This is a genomic window from Streptococcus sp. 79 (assembly GCF_013277425.1).
In the GTDB taxonomy this organism is placed as follows: domain Bacteria; phylum Bacillota; class Bacilli; order Lactobacillales; family Streptococcaceae; genus Streptococcus; species Streptococcus pseudopneumoniae.
In genome coordinates, this window is the sequence record NZ_VMMW01000057.1 from 26,889 (window position 1) to 44,753 (window position 17,865).

Annotated in this window: 15 protein-coding genes and 1 pseudogene; 3 read left to right on the top strand and 13 right to left on the bottom strand. The window is 42.7% G+C overall.

The window, feature by feature from the left end; genetic code table 11:
- Positions 1 to 98: 98 nt before the first annotated feature.
- The 3 genes and pseudogenes from yaaA to HT729_RS08410 all read right to left on the bottom strand — a co-directional run bounded on the left by yaaA (position 99) and on the right by HT729_RS08410 (position 3,009).
- A complete protein-coding gene (gene yaaA, locus HT729_RS08400; RefSeq protein ID WP_023933180.1) occupies positions 99 to 827 on the bottom strand; it encodes a peroxide stress protein YaaA in 729 nt (242 codons plus the stop codon).
- Positions 828 to 986: 159 nt separating this feature from the next.
- The gene (locus HT729_RS08405; protein ID WP_000822846.1) at positions 987 to 2,582 is read right to left on the bottom strand and encodes a hypothetical protein; all 1,596 of its coding nucleotides are present in this window, start codon (positions 2,580 to 2,582) and stop codon (positions 987 to 989) included.
- 11 nt (positions 2,583 to 2,593) lie between these two features.
- Positions 2,594 to 3,009 (bottom strand): annotated as a pseudogene (locus HT729_RS08410) (peptide deformylase).
- Between the two features lie 128 nt (positions 3,010 to 3,137).
- On the opposite strand from HT729_RS08410, the gene HT729_RS12465 reads away from it, so the two are divergent.
- On the top strand, positions 3,138 to 3,260 hold the full coding sequence (locus HT729_RS12465) for a hypothetical protein (protein ID WP_257379711.1): 123 nt from the start codon (positions 3,138 to 3,140) through the stop codon (positions 3,258 to 3,260).
- Between the two features lie 8 nt (positions 3,261 to 3,268).
- On the opposite strand, the gene yghU is transcribed toward HT729_RS12465, so the two are convergent.
- Positions 3,269 to 4,066 carry a glutathione-dependent disulfide-bond oxidoreductase gene (yghU, locus tag HT729_RS08415; protein ID WP_001277397.1) on the bottom strand — a complete coding sequence of 266 codons (798 nt, stop codon included), beginning with the start codon at positions 4,064 to 4,066 and terminating at the stop codon, positions 3,269 to 3,271.
- Between the two features lie 12 nt (positions 4,067 to 4,078).
- Positions 4,079 to 6,775: a cation-translocating P-type ATPase gene (locus tag HT729_RS08420; RefSeq protein WP_000032388.1), complete on the bottom strand. Its 2,697-nt coding sequence runs from the start codon at positions 6,773 to 6,775 to the stop codon at positions 4,079 to 4,081.
- A 307-nt stretch (positions 6,776 to 7,082) separates the two neighbouring features.
- Between HT729_RS08420 and mntE the strand changes: the two genes are divergently transcribed.
- Positions 7,083 to 8,267, top strand: coding sequence for a CDF family manganese efflux transporter MntE (gene mntE / locus HT729_RS08425; RefSeq protein ID WP_172931018.1), 1,185 nt, complete (start codon positions 7,083 to 7,085; stop codon positions 8,265 to 8,267).
- 37 nt (positions 8,268 to 8,304) lie between these two features.
- Here mntE and HT729_RS08430 read toward each other — a convergent pair whose 3' ends face one another.
- The 8 genes from HT729_RS08430 to cdaA all read right to left on the bottom strand — a co-directional run bounded on the left by HT729_RS08430 (position 8,305) and on the right by cdaA (position 16,712).
- Entirely contained in the window at positions 8,305 to 10,176 is a 1,872-nt protein-coding gene (locus HT729_RS08430) for an ABC-F family ATP-binding cassette domain-containing protein (RefSeq protein ID WP_172926243.1), read from the bottom strand.
- Positions 10,173 to 11,372, bottom strand: a complete 1,200-nt coding sequence (locus HT729_RS08435; protein ID WP_078374274.1) for a CCA tRNA nucleotidyltransferase — start codon at positions 11,370 to 11,372, stop codon at positions 10,173 to 10,175. Before HT729_RS08435 ends, HT729_RS08430 begins: the two co-directional genes overlap by 4 nt.
- Complete coding sequence (dapB, locus tag HT729_RS08440) at positions 11,369 to 12,136, bottom strand: 4-hydroxy-tetrahydrodipicolinate reductase (protein WP_000027869.1); 768 nt, start codon at positions 12,134 to 12,136, stop codon at positions 11,369 to 11,371. Before dapB ends, HT729_RS08435 begins: the two co-directional genes overlap by 4 nt.
- Before the next feature lie 276 nt (positions 12,137 to 12,412).
- A complete protein-coding gene (locus HT729_RS08445) occupies positions 12,413 to 13,261 on the bottom strand; it encodes a DegV family protein (protein WP_172931897.1) in 849 nt (282 codons plus the stop codon).
- Between the two features lies 1 nt (position 13,262).
- Positions 13,263 to 13,637 carry a DUF1149 family protein gene (locus HT729_RS08450; RefSeq protein WP_001050094.1) on the bottom strand — a complete coding sequence of 125 codons (375 nt, stop codon included), beginning with the start codon at positions 13,635 to 13,637 and terminating at the stop codon, positions 13,263 to 13,265.
- 73 nt (positions 13,638 to 13,710) lie between these two features.
- On the bottom strand, positions 13,711 to 15,063 hold the full coding sequence (glmM, locus tag HT729_RS08455) for a phosphoglucosamine mutase (RefSeq protein ID WP_050207911.1): 1,353 nt from the start codon (positions 15,061 to 15,063) through the stop codon (positions 13,711 to 13,713).
- Between the two features lie 25 nt (positions 15,064 to 15,088).
- The gene (locus HT729_RS08460; protein ID WP_000742288.1) at positions 15,089 to 15,868 is read right to left on the bottom strand and encodes a CdaR family protein; all 780 of its coding nucleotides are present in this window, start codon (positions 15,866 to 15,868) and stop codon (positions 15,089 to 15,091) included.
- Positions 15,855 to 16,712, bottom strand: a complete 858-nt coding sequence (gene cdaA / locus HT729_RS08465; protein ID WP_050251552.1) for a diadenylate cyclase CdaA — start codon at positions 16,710 to 16,712, stop codon at positions 15,855 to 15,857. Before cdaA ends, HT729_RS08460 begins: the two co-directional genes overlap by 14 nt.
- A gap of 135 nt (positions 16,713 to 16,847) precedes the next feature.
- On the opposite strand from cdaA, the gene HT729_RS08470 reads away from it, so the two are divergent.
- Positions 16,848 to 17,816 carry an NAD(P)/FAD-dependent oxidoreductase gene (locus HT729_RS08470; protein WP_000080999.1) on the top strand — a complete coding sequence of 323 codons (969 nt, stop codon included), beginning with the start codon at positions 16,848 to 16,850 and terminating at the stop codon, positions 17,814 to 17,816.
- Positions 17,817 to 17,865 lie beyond the last annotated feature (49 nt).

The following is a 17,865-nucleotide window of genomic DNA, read 5'->3' on the forward strand; positions in this document are numbered from 1 at the left end:
TTTTCTGACACTCAGAAGACTAGCTTGTTCGCTTTTTTTCTCATTTATAAACTAAAATAGCTGATGATACATATTGCCAAATACAAAATATCTGATTTCTATACTTCCTTAACAAAAACCAATTCCTGTGGCTGGGACAGATCTTCTCGGTAGGTAAATCCTGCAAAGCTTAAGCGACGAGCTTCCTCCACCGTCTGTACTTGATTTTCTATCAGGGCTGTCAGGAAGGCACCACGCGCTTTCTTGGAAATGGTTGAGTGAATTTTCAGCTGACCGCCTCTATCCTCCATAAATTTGAAGATCACCATTTTTTCTCTGATTTCCTTAGAAAATACCGTCTCAAACTCGGACGACAAGAGGGAGAAAATCACTTCTTCCTGCTTCACAGCTTCATCATAGGCTGCCTTCCAATGACTCTTTAAAGTCTTACCAGCGACTTTTAACTTCATCAAAAAGTCCAAACGGTGAGGGGCCATAGATGACAAGGCTGGAACGACACCGTACAAAGCCGAAGTAATAAAGACATGATTTTCAAGATAGGCTTGTTCCGCCTCGGTCAACTTATCTCGCTTGATATGGCGGTACATAAGCCCATCAAAAAGTTTAAGAGCTGGGTAGTGTTGAGCAGTTTGCCTTTTCAAAGCTTGGATATTTTGACATTCTTCCGCAGCCTTCTCGGCTGATACCTTATAAAAACTCTCCAATTGACTAGCAGAATAGAGGGCCAAGGCATCCAGCACGGCCTGACTTTCTGGTATTAAAGGTGTTGCCTCGATACTCGGCAAGTCTGTGTTCATTTCTTTTGCTGTAGGGATTAAAATTTTCATATTGATAGTGTAGCATATTTTTTAGCCACAACCAAGAAATTCATCTGATACTCAATGAAAATCAAAGAGCAAACTAGGAAACTAGCCGCAGGTTGCTCAAAGCACAGCTTTGAGGTTGCAGATAAAGTTGACGTGGTTTGAAGAGATTTTCGCAGAGTATTACTGTACTTTAAAGGTCTTGAGATAGCTGTCTTTTCCTACTTGACCTTCGAAGGTTCTACCATTTTCAAGGTAAGGAAGGTCATCTGATACTGAGGCCTTAACCTTGTAAATCTTGCCATCAACTTTAAAGAAGTAGACGGTGTCGCCCTTGATAACAGCTGATTTGAGGTCTGCTACTACTCCCTTGATGCTTTCTGTCGTTGCATTGTCAATTTCAAGGTCGTTTTTATTGGCATACTTGCTGAGCATCTCTTCCACTGTAGTAGCTACGATAACATTTTGGTACTCGACTGCGTCTACTAGAGCATACTCTTTGACCAAGCCAGCATTGTCCTTCAAACCCATGATGTAGAAAGGCTTGTCATTGAGGTTGATGAGGATTGGGAAGGTTGCTTTGTAGGATTTCTCCTGAACAGCACCTTCTGCTGATTCACGGGCTGATTCTTCTGTCGCAGAAGCCAAGCTATACTTAGTAATTTCTCCTGTTCGCATATTTTCAAGGATGAAACCAAGATTACTCTCATCCGCATTAGCCGACGTCACACCTGTGTAGAGATAGATGTCATTACCGATAGACAAGTAATTATAGCCATTGGTAGTCTGGGTCACATTTTTCTTGGAAATCATGGCATTCAAGAAACCGTCCTTGTACTTGCCGTTGTAGTTGATTTGCTCAATGGTTTCCTCTGCTGGATAGATCCTATCCACCCATTCTGGAACATCTGATAAGCTGTATTCCTTGGTTTCTCCATTTGTAGCATCCAAGATAATGACTGAAGCAGGACGAGGAACCGCAAGTCCAAATTGCTTTTGGTAAACCGTTGCTACATAGAAAGGATTGCCCTCATCGTCCACCTCAAAAGATGGAGTTTTAAAGATTTTGGTCGGGTACTTCAAGCGCAGGTGACGTTTGACATCACGGTTAAAATACTCCGAGTCTGAATACTTGATTGGTGTCTTCAAGTCCACCAAATCCGCATTTCCAGTTACCATGTCCACCTTGATATACTCACCGATTCCCTTAGCTTGATTGTTAAACCACTTGATAGGGTCTGCGTATTCTAGTGGCGTCACTCGATAAGGTTTCCCATCAATTGTCAATTGGGTATAGGTATCTGCCGCTACGTACTGCGACACCTTATCTGTTAGGGAACCCAAGTAGCGGTCACCAATTTTTTCAGCAGTACTTCTATCTAAGATAGGAACCTTACTGGTGTCACTCTTAGGAAATTCAGTAAAGTCTTTTTCCGTAACCGTGACTACATTGGCATAATTTTTAGCCTGAAACATGCTGGAAGTTACCAAGGAAACCAAAGCTGCCAAGAGAAGAATTCCTCCAATCAAAGCTAACAGAATTTTCCCTAACCGATTGATTTTGAAACCCTCAAGATTTAAGGCAGCTTCCGCCTTACCGTGGCGCACATGAACCGTTTTGACCAGATTGATTCCCTTGCCAAAGCCAAATAAGATTGCTACAAGCAGCAAATGCCCACAGAGGAAAAAGAGAAATTCCCAGCTGGTCAGGTTAAGGGGCGGTAAAAAGATATACCAGGTCGTTGCGATAAAAATAAGTTCAAAGACTATTCGTTTCATTTGCTTTCCTCCTAAATGATTCGTCCTTCCAAGTGATCCAACTCATGCTGGCAAATCTGAGCTGGGAAGCCTGTCAAGGTAATGGTCTGTTCCTGCCACTTAATGTAATGTCTCGATAGGACACCGTTATGCTTTCATAACGCTTAGTTGATCTCACACCTACCAAGGACAAACAGCCTTCTTCTGCCTCATAGGATCCTTCAAAGGACAGAAGCACTGGGTTAAACATGACCACGGGAACCAAGCCAAGATTAAAGATAATCACGCGCTTTTGCACCCCAATCATATTGGCAGCTAGACCAATGCAGGTCTCACGATTTGCTAAGAGTGTATCCTGCAAATCTCTGGCAAGATAAAGGTCTTCCTGACTTGCCGGCTGAGATACCTGAGATAAAAACAAAATATCTTTTACAATTTTCTTTTCCACTTCCTCACACTCCTCTTGTTTTTTACTATATTATAACAATTATAGCACAAAAGCCGATAACTGCAAGCCCTTTCCCTCAACTGTAGCAAAAAGTCATCCGAAGATGACTTTTTTGCTACTTATACTCAATGAAAATCAAAAAGCAAACTAGGAAGCTAGCACAGGTTGCTCAAAACACTGTTTTGAGGTTGCAGATAGAACTGACGAAGTCAGTAACATATATACGGCAAGGCGACGCTGACGTGGTTTGAAGAGATTTTCAAAGAGTATTAATTTCTTTATAAATTACTTCCATCCCACGCTTAACAGCTGGACGATTGGCAATTTTTTCTGCCCATTTTACTAAATTCTGGTAACTTGAGGCATCCAAGAATTTTGCAGAACCTTGGTAAAGTTTTCCTTGAACTAACTGTCCATACCAAGACCAGATGGCAATATCTGCAATCGTATAGTCATTGCCTGCAATATAAGGTTTCTGAGTCAATTCCTTATCCAATAAATCCAACTGGCGTTTCACTTCCATCGTAAAACGGTTAATAGGATATTCCAATTTTTCAGGGGCATAATTAAAGAAATGTCCAAATCCCCCACCTAGAAAAGGTGCAGCCCCAGCTTGCCAGAATAGCCAATTCAAAACTTCTACCTTTTCCACAGGATTACTTGGTAGAAAGGCTCCAAATTTCTCAGCAAGATAAAGGAGAATATGAGCAGATTCAAAGACTCTTACTTCTTCAGTTCCTGACTGGTCCAACAAGGCTGGAATCTTGGAATTTGGATTGAGCTTTACGAAGTCTGAACCAAATTGATCCCCATCCATGATAGCAATCTTATACAAGTCGTAAGCCGTTTCCTTAAAACCAGCCTCTAGTAATTCTTCCAATAAGATAGTGACCTTCACACCATTTGGTGTTCCCAGTGAATAAAGCTGAAAAGCTTGTTCTCCTTTTGGCAAGTTTTGTTCGAAACGGGCACCTGCTGTTGGTTTATTTAAGCCCGTAAAGGCTCCTTGATTACTAGCTTCATCCTGCCATACGGTCGGTAATTGATATGCTGACATCCGAAACCTCCCTTAAATCGCATTCTTGTCAAAACCGAGTTTGCGTTGAATAAACTTAACGATTTCGACGATGATAATCATTGAGAAGCTTCCAGCCATAACAATTCCCCATTGTGACAAGTCTAGTTTGGTTACGTGGAAGATTCCTTCAAGCGGTTCTACAACGATTGTTGCCATGAGAAGGATAAAGGATACCAAGATGGACCAGTTAAAGGTCTTAGACTTGAATGGGCCAACTGTCAAGATGGATTGGTAGACAGACTTGACATTGTAGGCATGGAAGAGCTGAATCAAACCAAGGGTTGCAAAGGCCATCGTTAGGGCATCTGCATGAATAGCATGATTGTCACCCACATGAACTGGGTAAGCAATCGCAAGGCCATAAACACTCATAACAAGAGCTGCTTGGAGTACACCTTGATAAATGATAGAACTCAAAACACCACCTGAGAAGAAGCTTGCCTTGCGTCCACGTGGTTTATGATTCATGACACCAGGCTCCGCAGGTTCAACACCAAGAGCGATAGCTGGGAAGGTATCCGTTACCAAGTTGATCCACAAAAGATGAACCGGCTGTAAGACATCCCAACCAAACAAGGTTGATAGGAAGATGGTTAATACTTCAGCAGTATTGGCAGAAAGTAGGTACTGAATAGTCTTTTGAATGTTTGAGAAGACCTTACGTCCTTCTTCCACTGCGACGATAATAGTCGCAAAGTTATCATCTGCAAGAATCATATCAGAAGCCCCCTTAGAAACCTCTGTACCAGTGATTCCCATACCGATACCGATGTCTGCTGTTTTCAGAGCTGGGGCATCATTGACACCGTCACCTGTCATGGCAACGACCTTACCTTGTTTTTGCCAAGCCTTGACGATACGAACCTTGTGCTCTGGAGACACACGGGCATAAACAGAGTATTGACCAACAACTTTTTCAAAGTCTTCATCAGATAATTCGTTGAGCTCAGCACCAGTTAAAACGTGGTCTTCTGTATCGTTTGCATCAATGATTCCCAAACGTTTGGCAATAGCTTCTGCGGTGTCTTGGTGGTCACCTGTAATCATGATTGGACGAATTCCAGCTTCCTTAGCCACACGAACAGCCTCAGCGGCTTCAGGACGTTCAGGATCAATCATCCCAATCAAACCAGTGAAGATTAAATTATTTTCCAGCTCTTCAGAAGTGAGGTTTTCTGGAATGCTATCGATAATCTTATACGCACCTGCAAGGACACGCAAGGCTTGATGAGCCATTTCAGAGTTGTTTGTATGAATGAGGTTTGTGACCTTCTCATCAATCGGAGCAATATCCCCAGCCTTATCACGAAGAACACAACGTTTCAAGAGTTGGTCTGGGGCACCTTTAACTGCTACGAGGAAGCGTCCATCTGCAAGTGGATGAACCGTTGACATGAGTTTACGGTCAGAGTCAAATGGCAACTCAGCTACACGAGGATATTTCTCTAAAAATCCTTTGACATCGTATCCCTTATCCAAGGCATACTGGATAAAGGCTGTTTCGGTTGGATCACCAATGAGATTGCCTTCCACATCGATTTTCGTATCATTGGCCAAGACAACTGAACGAAGGAGGGGCATTTCAAGACCCAGTTCAATGTCATCAGCTGAGTCATGTAGGACTGCATCGTAGAAGATTTTTTCAACCGTCATCTTGTTCATGGTCAGCGTACCAGTCTTATCAGAAGCGATGATTTCAGTTGAACCAAGTGTTTCAACTGCTGGCAACTTACGAACGATGGAATGTCGTTTGGCTAAAACTTGAGTACCAAGGGAAAGAACGATGGTCACGATAGCAGGAAGTCCTTCTGGAATGGCTGCAACGGCAAGGGCAACAGAAGTCAACAACTCACCAAGTGGATCCTTCCCTTGAATAAAGACACCCACTACAAAAGTAACAAGGGCAATGACCAAGATTGCATAGGTCAAGACCTTAGAAAGGTTGTTCAAGTTTTGTTTGAGGGGTGTATCCGTCTCATCAGCGTCTTGAAGCATGCCCGCGATATGACCAACTTCCGTGTACATACCTGTATTGACAACAACTCCCATCCCACGACCGTAGGTTACGTTTGAGTTTTGGAAGGCCATATTGACACGGTCACCAATACCAGCATCTGTCGCAAGCTCGACTGTCAAGTCTTTTTCAACCGGTACAGACTCACCTGTCAGAGCAGCCTCTTCGATCTTAAGAGAGTTAGCTTCTAGCAAACGTAGGTCTGCTGGTACTACGTCACCAGCTTCAAGGGCAACGATATCTCCAGGTACCAATTCTTTAGAGTCAATCTCAGCCATGTGCCCATCACGCAGAACGCGGGCAGCTGGACTAGACATAGATTTGAGGGCTTCGATAGCTTCTTCTGCTTTTCCTTCTTGGTAAACACCAAAGGCAGCGTTAATGATAACCACGGCTAAAATGATAATGGCATCTGCGATATCTTCCCCACCAGAAGTCACGACTGACAAGATTGCTGCTGCAACTAGGATGATAATCATCAAATCCTTAAATTGCTCGATGAATTTGACCAGGATTGATCGTTTCTCGCCTTCTTCGAGTTCATTGTGGCCAAATTCGGCAAGGCGCTTTTCCGCCTCACTTGATGACAAACCTTGCTCGGTCGCATCCACAGCCTTCAAGACCTCTTCAGGACTCTGAGTGTAAAACGCTTGGCGTTCTTGTTCTTTTGACATGTGTCTCCTCCTTGACATTGTGTGCAAAACAGACTCTCTTTTCCCTCATCGCATCTTTTCACGACAAACAAAAAGAGACCTGTTAATCATAACAAGTCTCGCTGTTTAAGATAGGGCCGGAAAACATACTTTTCAGTATAAAATTCGGAATGACGACACTATCACAGGTTTCTGCCAGCTACTCCCTTGAGTAGTACTATTATACCAAATTTTGGGGAGTTTTAAAAGAGTAAAAACTACCTTATTTGAATTTTCCCTTGAAAACCAGTATAATGGTAGAATGCTATATGACTAGAAAGGAAGTTGAATGAAGCAATCTATCTCAAATCTCAAGTTAGCTGAACGTGGTGCCATTATCAGTATTTCAACCTACCTGCTCTTGTCTGCAGCGAAATTGGCTACTGGCCATCTTCTTCATTCATCCAGTTTGGTGGCCGATGGTTTCAACAACGTGTCGGACATCATTGGAAATGTGGCCCTCTTGATTGGAATCAGGATGGCACGCCAGCCTGCTGACCGAGACCACCGTTTTGGCCACTGGAAGATTGAGGATTTGGCTAGCTTAATCACTTCCATCATCATGTTCTATGTTGGCTTTGATGTTCTAAGGGATACCATTCAAAAGATTCTCAGTCGGGAAGAAACGGTCATTGATCCTCTGGGTGCAACTCTAGGAATTATGTCTGCAGCGATCATGTTTGTGGTCTATCTCTACAATACTCGCCTCAGTAAGAAATCCAACTCCAAGGCACTGAAGGCCGCAGCAAAGGACAATCTTTCTGATGCTGTCACCTCACTTGGAACCACCATTGCCATCCTAGCTAGTAGTTTCAATTATCCCATTGTGGATAAACTGGTTGCTATCATCATCACTTTCTTTATCTTGAAGACTGCCTATGATATCTTCATCGAGTCTTCCTTTAGCCTTTCGGATGGCTTTGACGACCGTCTGCTTGAGGATTATCAAAAGGCCATCATGGAAATTCCCAAAATCAGCAAGGTTAAGTCCCAAAGAGGTCGTACCTACGGTAGCAACATCTACCTGGATATTACGCTAGAGATGAACCCTGACCTGTCTGTTTTTGAGAGTCATGAAATCGCGGATCAGGTCGAGTCTATGCTGGAGGAACGTTTTGGGGTTTTTGATACCGATGTCCATATTGAGCCAGCGCCTATCCCTGAGGATGAAATTTTAGACAATGTCTATAAGAAATTGCTTATGCGTGAACAATTGATTGACCAAGGAAATCAACTGGAAGAACTATTGGCTGATGATTTTGTCTATATTCGCCAAGACGGAAAGCAGATGGATAAAGAGGCCTATAAAGCAGAAAAAGACTTGAATTCAGCTATCAAGGACATCCAAATCACTTCCATCAGTCAAAAGACCAAACTCATCAGCTATGAGTTAGATGGTATCATCCACACCAGTATCTGGCGTCGCCATGAAACTTGGCAAAATATCTTTCATCAAGAAACAAAAAAAGAATAGAAAAATCCTGTCCATGAGACAGGATTTTTCTATTCTTCTAGCTATCAAAGTCACTTAGATATTCATAGCGTTCGTATTTTTCAAGGAGTGCTTCGTTTTTCTCGTCCAATTCTTTTTGGAGAGTAGCCAGCTTACCAAAGTCAGAACCATTGGCCTGCATTTCCTCTTCAATAGCAACGATACGATTTTCCAAGGCTTCAATATCGCCTTCAATGCTTGCCCACTCCTGCTTTTCTTGGTAGGTCATGCGTTTCTTGTCTTCACGAACCTTGACCACTTTCTCCTTTTCGGCCTTTTGCACTTGATTGGCCATCTCTGTTTCAAAGGCTTTTTCATCAAGGTAATCAGTGTAATGACCAAAGAAAGGACGAATCTTACCATCTTCAAAAGCCAGAATCTTGGTCGCTACCTTATCCAAGAAATAGCGGTCATGGCTAACTGTCAAGACAGGCCCTGCAAAGCCTTGCAAGAAATTCTCCAAAACTGTAAGAGTAGCAATGTCCAGGTCATTGGTTGGCTCGTCCAAGAGGAGAACATTTGGTTTTTCCAAGAGCAATTTGAGGAGATAAAGACGCTTTTTCTCTCCACCTGACAATTTCTCAATCAAGGTTCCATGCGTTGAACGTGGGAAGAGGAACTGCTCCAGCAACTCTGCAATCGAAGTCGTAGAACCACCGCTGGTCTTGACTTCTTCTGCTACTTCCTGCAGGTAATTGATCACTCGCTTGCTCTCATCCAAGCCCTCAATTTGCTGAGAGAAATAGGCGATGCGAACAGTTTCCCCTATCACAACTTGACCTGCTGTCGGCTCAAGACTTCCTGCAATCAAGTTGAGGAGGGTTGATTTCCCAACACCGTTGTTCCCAACAATTCCAATACGATCTTTAGCCTGCACCAAGAGATTAAAATCTTGCAAAATAGGCTTGTTTTCATAGGCAAAGGAAACATCCTGAAACTCGATGACTTTCTTCCCAATCCGACTGGTTTCAAAGTTCATGGTCAAGTCTGTTTCAGCAACGCCACCTGAAACTTCTTTCTTCAAATCGTGGAAACGATTGATACGAGCCTGCTGCTTGGTCGCACGCGCCTGCGGTTGTCTACGCATCCAGGCCAATTCTTGCTTATAAAGTTGTTCCTTTTTGTGGAGAAGAGCCGCATCGCGCTCATCCTGTTCCGCCTTGAGGCGAACATAGTCCTGATAATTGCCCTGATACTCGGTCAAGCCTGCTCGATCCAACTCGAAAATACGTGTTGACAAAGCGTCTAGGAAATAACGGTCGTGGGTAATAAAAAGAACCGTCTTCTTAGAATTTTTCAAAAAGAGGGTCAGCCACTCAATAGTCGCAATGTCCAGATGGTTGGTCGGCTCATCCAGCAGCAAGAGGTCGTGGTTGCCAAGAAGAACTTGCGCCAACTGAACCCGTCTTCTTAGACCACCTGACAATTCCCCAACTGGAGTAGATAAATCCTGAATCCCCAGCTTGCTAAGAACCGTCTTGACCTGACTCTCGATTTCCCAAGCTTGGAGAGAGTCCATTTCTGCCATGATACGTTCCAAACGCGCCTGCTTGTCCTCACTATAGTTGAGCATGATCAACTCATACTCACGAATAAGCTGGATTTCCTTGAGGTCGCTGGAGAGAACCGTATCCAAAACTGTCTTTCTATCATCAAAATCAGGATCTTGGGTCAAGTAACCAATTTGGTAATCATTCTTAGCTGAAAAAGGACTAACATCCCCATCAAATCCAGAAACACCAGAAAGAACATCTAAAAGGGTGGTCTTACCAGTCCCATTGACACCAATCAGACCGATTCTGTCTAGGTCATGGATGATAAAGGAAATATCCTTAAAAACGGTCTTGTCACCGACGGATTTACTTAGTTTTTCAACGATAAAATCACTCATTTTTTCTCCCTCAGATAAGCATGGATGGCTTGACGGTCATTTTCCAATTCTCCATCGACAATGGCATACTCAATCTCTGTTAAAATCTCTCCCAAGTCTGGTCCCGGCTGATAACCATATTCCTTGATCAAAATGCCACCATTAATCTGAATTTCTTTCTTGTCATGAATGGTCAAACTCTGATAGGTTTCTGTTATGACTTGTGGGTTGACTGGTTTTCCCTGGGTCTGACGAAGATTTTCAGCCTGTAAAAGCAACTCCAAGTCAAAGCGATAACAATCGCGCTTGCTCAATTCTCCCTTTTCACGCAAGGCCAAAATAGTCAGCAAATCCTGAACTTGCTTGGCAAACTGACGTGAGGTCTTCCAAGCTTTCAAAAATGGCTGCGCATTTTCAATCTCCAAAGCCCACAGTAGAGCCGCCCAAGCTTGCTCTGAAGATTCAAAGGTGAAATCAGTCTCTAAATCAAACAGTCTGTTAAGTTTGTCTTGGCTAGATGCCAGATCAGGGAGATAGTCATAAGCTTGACTCTCAATCATGGAAGCCAAGCCCCTTCTCCAAAATGGAGCCAGCAAGAGTTTATCAAACTCAACGAAGATACGCTCCACAGAAATTTTCTCCAAAAGTGGCGTCAATGTCTTCATAGCTTTAAAGGTTTCTGGCTCAAGTTCAAAGCCAAGACTAGCCTGAAAACGGAAACCACGCATAATTCGTAGAGCATCTTCGTTGAAACGCTCACTAGCCACTCCAACCGCTCGTAAGACTTGCTTTTCCAAATCTTCTAAACCATGAAACAAGTCAATGATTTCCCCTGTCTCGTCCAAGGCAAAGGCATTGACTGTAAAATCACGGCGCTTAAGGTCTTCTTCTAGCGAGCGAACAAAAGAAACCGCACTGGGTCTGCGATAGTCCACATAGACATCCTCTGTCCGAAAGGTGGTTACCTCATACTCCTCATCCCCATCTAAGACCAAGACGGTTCCATGCTCGATTCCGATATCGGCTGTTCGCGGAAAAATCTGCTTGGTCTCTTCTGGATAAGAAGACGTCGCAATATCCACATCATGGATAGGGCGATTGAGAAGGGCATCTCGAACAGAACCTCCAACAAAATAGGCCTCAAAACCTGCTTCTTTAATTTTTTCTAATACTGGTAAAGCCTTCTGAAATTCAGAAGGCATTTGCGTTAATCTCATAATAAGTGTTCTAATCCATAGACAAGCTCATGACGCTTGACAACTTCTTTAATTCCCAAATTCACCCCTGTCATGAAGGAGCTGCGATCATAGGAGTCATGACGGAGCGTCAATCCTTCTCCCTGATTGCCAAAGATGACTTCCTGATGGGCTACCAAGCCTGGTAAACGAACTGAGTGAATCCGCATGCCATCAAAGTCAGCACCACGGGCACCTGCAATCAATTCTTCCTCATCAGGCGCACCTTGCTGAATAGACTCTCGAACTTCTGCCATTAACTCAGCCGTTTTAATAGCTGTTCCACTCGGAGCATCCTTTTTCTTGTCATGATGGAGCTCGATAATCTCCACATTGGGGAAATATTTAGCAGCCTGCCTTGCAAATTGCATAAGCAAGACAGCACCCAAGGCAAAATTTGGAGCGATCAAGCCACCCAAATCTTGGGCACGAGAAAATACTTTTAGCTCTGTAATTTCTTCACTCGTGAAACCAGTCGTTCCAACTACTGGAGCAAAGCCATTTTCAAGAGCAAAGCGTGTATTTTCATAGGCAACAGCTGGAGTTGTAAAATCTACCCAAACATCCGCTTCAAAGCCTGCTAAATCAGCCTTATCCTTGAAAACAGGAATTCCCTGCCATTCTGACTCAGACTCAAAAGGATCCAAAACTGCTACCAAGTCCAAGTCTGGATCAGCCAAGACCATCTGACAAGCAGCTTGACCCATCTTTCCCTTAAAACCAGCAATAATTACTCGAATACTCATCTCTACTCCTGTCTAAGATACAAGGCCTGTAAGAACACAAAGTGAAAATAGGAATTCTGATCAAGAAGTGTCTACTCCTTGGAAGAACTATCTTTTTCACACAGGGTCCCAGGCGTGTTCAATTATCAAGATACAAAGGACCTTAGCTGCCCATGAAAAATAGGGAATGACGCTGACTTGCCACGAAAGGCAAGACAGGCATCTTTTTTCAAGAGGCAGGTAGTCCGTGTTCAATTGCTAAGATACAAGGCATCTTAACTAGTCTAAAAGTGCCAACTAAATCACTGGAATATAACCTAGAGCAATACTTCCTGCTCCTAGGTGGGTTCCAATGACACTACCAAATGTAGCTAGTGAAATATCCGTACCCACTCCAGATTCAATCAAGTGGTGACGCAATTCTTCAGCCTTTTCAGGAGCATTCCCATGAATGACAATGACCCGATATTGGCCTGAAGCCGTTGTTTCCTTGATGATTTCAATCAAGTGCTTGGTTGCTTTCTTTTCCGTACGAACTTTTTCGTAAACTTCAATCACACCTTGATCGTTAAAATAAAGGATTGGCTTAATGCTAAGCAAATTGCCCAAAATGGCAGCCCCATTTGAAAGGCGCCCACCTTTTACCAAATGATCCAGGTCATCTACCATGATAAAAGCTGACGTACGGCTGATTTGAATAGCTAGCTTATCCTGAATGATAGCAAAATCATCGCCCTGATCTCGCCAGTTAAAGACGCTTTCAACCATGATGCCTAGGGGAGCGCTTGTAATCAAAGTGTCTGGGAAAGCAATGGTTAAACCTTCATAGTCATCCACCATATACTGAATATTTTGGTAAAAACCTGAAATTCCAGAAGATAGGAACAGCCCCAAGGCATGTGTATAACCTTGTTCTTTGAGCGAAGTTAAGATCTCATCTAACTTGGCAATACTTGGTTGACTGGTCTTAGGCAATTCAGAAGCCTGAGCCATTTTTGGGTAAAATTCCTCAGCAGTCAGATTGATGCCTTCGACATACTCCTCACCATCAATATTGACAGGAATATCCAAGACATACAAATCTTCTCTTTGCAAGGTCTCTGCACTGAGATAGGCAGAAGAATCTGTGATAACAGCTAGTTTCATATTAGAACTCCAAATTGATTCCTGGTAAGTCTAATGCAATTTCAGTTACTTCGTAAGTCAAACGGTTGAGCATATTCAAACATGGACGAGCCAAAGTTTCCACTTCTTCTTGGCTCAATTCACTTGGTTCATTGACAATACGGCCATCGATATGATTTACCTGTGAAATGGTTCCACTGATGACAAACTTATCAAATACAATCATAAATGTCAAGATGACAATCAAGGAAGTCACTTGATTTTCTTGATTATGTTGGAGCAATTGGAAGTTCACATCCACCTTAGTTTCAGGAGCTCCATTTTCATTTTCCCATTCAAAATTACGCGCATCAAAATGATACTGACTAACAAATTCTTGTTCACGTTTAAGATTCATATCTTTCTCCCTCGGCTACAATATTATAAGCTATTGTACCATAATTTTTTATTTTCATCTAGTTTTCTAAGTTTTAGTCCATCCCAATTTCAGCTCGAACTACGTCTGCGATGGTATCAACATAGTAGTCAACTTCTTCTGTGGTAGGCGCTTCTGCCATAACACGCAAGAGGGGCTCTGTTCCACTTGGGCGTACTAAGATACGACCATTCCCTGCCATTTCTTCTTCCATCTTCTCGATGATAGCCTTGATAGCTGGCACTTCCATAGCCTTTTCCTTCACGGCATTTTCCACTCGGATATTGACTAATTTTTGTGGATAGATGGTTACTTCTGCTGCCAACTCTGACAAGCTCTTACCAGTTTCCTTCATGATTTTTGTCAATTGGACAGCGGATAATTGACCATCACCTGTTGTATTGTAGTCCATCAAGATAACGTGCCCAGATTGTTCACCACCGAGGTTGTAGCCTGATTTTCGCATTTCTTCAACAACGTAGCGGTCGCCAACTGCAGTGACTACCTTGTTAATACCTTCGCGATCCAAGGCCTTGTGGAAACCAAGGTTAGACATAACAGTTGTCACAATTGTATTTTGAGCCAATTGTCCTTTTTCAGAAAGGTATTTCCCAATGATGTACATAATCTTGTCACCATCGACGATGTCGCCATTTTCATCAACAGCAATCAAACGGTCACTGTCTCCATCAAAGGCCAAACCAATAGCTGAGCCGCTTTCTTTGACCACTTCTTGAAGGGTTTCTAGGTGGGTTGAACCAACATTAAGGTTGATGTTAAGACCATCTGGTGTTTCCCCTATAACAGTCAACTGAGCACCAAGGTCTGCAAAGATTTGACGGGCACTTGTAGAAGCTGCACCATTAGCTGTATCCAAGGCAACCTTCATTCCTTCAAGAGAAGTTCCAGTTGAAACAAGGTAGCCTTCATACTTACGCAAGCCTTCTGGATAATCTACCAAAGTTCCCAAGCCTTCTGCACTTGGACGAGGAAGAGTGTCTTCCGCAGCATCTAGCAAGGCTTCAATTTCTGCTTCTTTTTCGTCATCTAGTTTGAAGCCATCACCGCCAAAGAACTTGATTCCATTATCAAGGGCTGGGTTGTGGCTAGCAGAAATCATGACACCGGCGCTTGCTCCCTCAGTTTTTACCAAGTAAGCTACTGCTGGTGTCGCCAGAACACCTAGTTTGTATACGTGAATTCCTACAGATAGAAGACCAGCTACCAAGGCAGATTCTAGCATTTCCCCTGAAATACGTGTGTCACGTCCTATAAAGACTTTCGGTGCTTCCGTTTCATGTTGACTAAGAACATAGCCTCCAAAACGTCCTAGCTTAAAAGCTAATTCTGGAGTAAGTTCTACATTAGCTTCTCCACGGACTCCATCAGTCCCAAAATATTTACCCATTTTTATAAAATCCTTTTTTCTATTTTTAATTCGTTTTTGAACTAGTTGCTTTCGTTGACGAAGATGTCTCCGATGAACTGCTTGTAGTTGAATTTGATGTGCTTGAACTTGGTGCTGCTGGTTTTGTAGTTACCTTCATTGTTGTATCAAAGGGAGTGATAACTGTCGGTAAGACAACACCATTGCGGTCGATTGCCTGCAAAGGTACTGAACCACTGTAATTACCTGTTATGTGTTCGCTAGTTGGCAAGACAGCGATAATCTTATCAATTCTATCCAATGTCTCTTGATCACTCGTAATCGACACTTCTTCATCTGACACCGTGACATTTTCAATCTGTACCCGACTATCAATTTGACTAGGGTCAATCTCTGGTACAACCTTTACCTTATCCTTCTGAGCCTTCTTCCCAATCTTGACTGTAATTTTTTGCGGAGTCGCCACAGCGGTCAGCCCATTGGGTAAATCTTCAATGCTCAAAGGAACTTCAATCGTTCCAACACTGGCATCTGTTAGGTCAGCAGTAACCTTGAATTTACGTGTGCTTTCTTGCATTTCACTAGCTAGCGATAGGCGATTTGCACCAGTCAAGACCACTGAGACTTCTGAAGCAAAACCGCTAATAAAATACTCATCACTATTATAGCGTATGTCAATAGGAACATTTGTTACTGTATTCGTATAGGTTTCCGTTTTTACCTGCCTAGCACTGGTACTGTTTTGAAAATTCGTCGCCGTAGCATAGACAAATAAGACACAAGCAAAAAAGAGTGAGGATATGATATATAAACTATTTTTTTTCATGTTTCCATCCTCCTAGCAATCGTTCTTTAAAACTAAGACCCGCTTCCTCTTTTGGAAGTAAGATTTCACGTAATTCTGTTTCAAATTCATCAAGTGTTAGGTTGTGCTTAAACCTTCCATTATAGGTTATCGAAATTCCTCCCGTTTCCTCTGATACGACAAAAGTCAAGGCATCTGAGACTTCTGATAAACCGATAGCCGCCCGGTGTCTGGTCCCAAATTCCTTGGAAATCCCTGTGTTTTTTGTCAAGGGCAGATAGGCAGACGTCACAGCGATACGTTCTTCTTTGATAATCACCGCACCATCATGTAGGGGAGTGTTGGGAATAAAAATGTTAATGAGAAGTTCTGCAGAAATCTTAGCATCCAAGGGAATTCCTGTCGAAATATACTCCTGCAAGGTACGTACACGCTGAATAGCAACCAAGGCCCCGATTTTACGAGGACTCATGTATTCAACAGACTTAACAAAGGCACGAATCATCTGTTCCTCAGCACTAATAGGGGCATTGGAAAAGAAATCTGTCGCTCTTCCCAAACGTTCCAAACCAGTCCGAATCTCTGGAGAGAAGATAACAACCGCCGCAATAACTCCATAAGTAATAATTTGATTGATTAACCAAGAAATCGTAGTCAAACCAATCATATTTGCAAGGATTTGAGCTAAAATAAACACCAAAACTCCACGTACCAAAATCATAATCTTGGTTCCTGCAATAGCTTTTGTAAAATGGTATAAAATATAAGCAACAATCAAAATATCAATCAGATTGATAGCTATCGTCCATGGACTTGCAAACAAACTGGTCCAATATTGCAGATTGGATAATTGTTGAAAATTCATCCCTGATATCCTCCCTATCAAAACACTTTCGTCCTATTATACCATTTTCTGGCATTTTTTTCCCTATCCTAGTCCATTTTACATTGAACAAAAATATGATAAAATAAACTGACTAGAAAAAACAAAGGAGAAACTATGTCTCAACTCTATGATATTACCATTGTGGGTGGTGGTCCTGTCGGGCTTTTTGCAGCCTTTTATGCCCACCTACGCCAAGCCAAGGTTCAAATCATCGACTCTCTTCCCCAGCTAGGTGGACAACCTGCTATTCTCTACCCTGAAAAGGAAATCCTAGACGTACCAGGCTTCCCAAACCTGACTGGAGAAGAGTTGACTAACCGCTTGATTGAACAGCTAAATGGATTTGATACCCCTATTCATCTCAATGAAACGGTTCTTGAGATTGACAAACAAGAAGAAGAATTTGCCATCACAACTTCTAAAGGAAGTCACCTGACTAAAACAGTTATCATCGCTATGGGTGGCGGTGCCTTCAAACCACGTCCGCTGGAACTTGAAGGGGTTGAGGGCTATGAAAATATCCACTACCACGTTTCTAACATTCAGCAATACGCTGGTAAGAAAGTGACGATTCTTGGTGGGGGAGACTCGGCTGTGGATTGGGCTTTGGCTTTTGAAAAAATCGCACCAACTACCCTTGTTCACCGCAGAGATAATTTCCGTGCCTTGGAACACAGTGTTCAAGCCTTGCAAGAATCATCTGTAACCATCAAGACACCATTCGCCCCTGGCCAACTCCTTGGAAATGGAAAAACACTTGATAAACTTGAAATCACAAAAGTCAAATCTGATGAAACTGAAACCATTGACCTAGACCACCTCTTTGTCAACTATGGTTTCAAATCTTCTGTCGGTAACCTTAAAAACTGGGGGCTCGACCTCAACCGTCACAAGATTATCGTCAACAGCAAACAAGAATCCAGCCAAGCAGGTATCTATGCTATCGGTGACTGCTGCTACTATGACGGAAAAATTGATCTGATTGCGACAGGCCTCGGAGAAGCTCCAACTGCTGTCAACAACGCTATCAACTACATTGACCCTGAACAAAAAGTACAACCAAAACACTCTACCAGTTTATAAAAAAGAACCACGAGTCACATAGGATTCGTGGTTTTATAATTCATCGGCT

Coding starts and splice junctions, on each gene's coding strand:
- yaaA (WP_023933180.1), bottom strand. CDS start 827: ATGAAAATTTTAATCCCTACAGCAAAAGAAATGAACACAGACTTGCCG.
- HT729_RS08405 (WP_000822846.1), bottom strand. CDS start 2,582: ATGAAACGAATAGTCTTTGAACTTATTTTTATCGCAACGACCTGGTAT.
- HT729_RS12465 (WP_257379711.1), top strand. CDS start 3,138: ATGAAAATCAAAAAGCAAACTAGGAAGCTAGCACAGGTTGCTCAAAAC.
- yghU (WP_001277397.1), bottom strand. CDS start 4,066: ATGTCAGCATATCAATTACCGACCGTATGGCAGGATGAAGCTAGTAAT.
- HT729_RS08420 (WP_000032388.1), bottom strand. CDS start 6,775: ATGTCAAAAGAACAAGAACGCCAAGCGTTTTACACTCAGAGTCCTGAA.
- mntE (WP_172931018.1), top strand. CDS start 7,083: ATGAAGCAATCTATCTCAAATCTCAAGTTAGCTGAACGTGGTGCCATT.
- HT729_RS08430 (WP_172926243.1), bottom strand. CDS start 10,176: ATGAGTGATTTTATCGTTGAAAAACTAAGTAAATCCGTCGGTGACAAG.
- HT729_RS08435 (WP_078374274.1), bottom strand. CDS start 11,372: ATGAGATTAACGCAAATGCCTTCTGAATTTCAGAAGGCTTTACCAGTA.
- dapB (WP_000027869.1), bottom strand. CDS start 12,136: ATGAGTATTCGAGTAATTATTGCTGGTTTTAAGGGAAAGATGGGTCAA.
- HT729_RS08445 (WP_172931897.1), bottom strand. CDS start 13,261: ATGAAACTAGCTGTTATCACAGATTCTTCTGCCTATCTCAGTGCAGAG.
- HT729_RS08450 (WP_001050094.1), bottom strand. CDS start 13,637: ATGAATCTTAAACGTGAACAAGAATTTGTTAGTCAGTATCATTTTGAT.
- glmM (WP_050207911.1), bottom strand. CDS start 15,063: ATGGGTAAATATTTTGGGACTGATGGAGTCCGTGGAGAAGCTAATGTA.
- HT729_RS08460 (WP_000742288.1), bottom strand. CDS start 15,868: ATGAAAAAAAATAGTTTATATATCATATCCTCACTCTTTTTTGCTTGT.
- cdaA (WP_050251552.1), bottom strand. CDS start 16,712: ATGAATTTTCAACAATTATCCAATCTGCAATATTGGACCAGTTTGTTT.
- HT729_RS08470 (WP_000080999.1), top strand. CDS start 16,848: ATGTCTCAACTCTATGATATTACCATTGTGGGTGGTGGTCCTGTCGGG.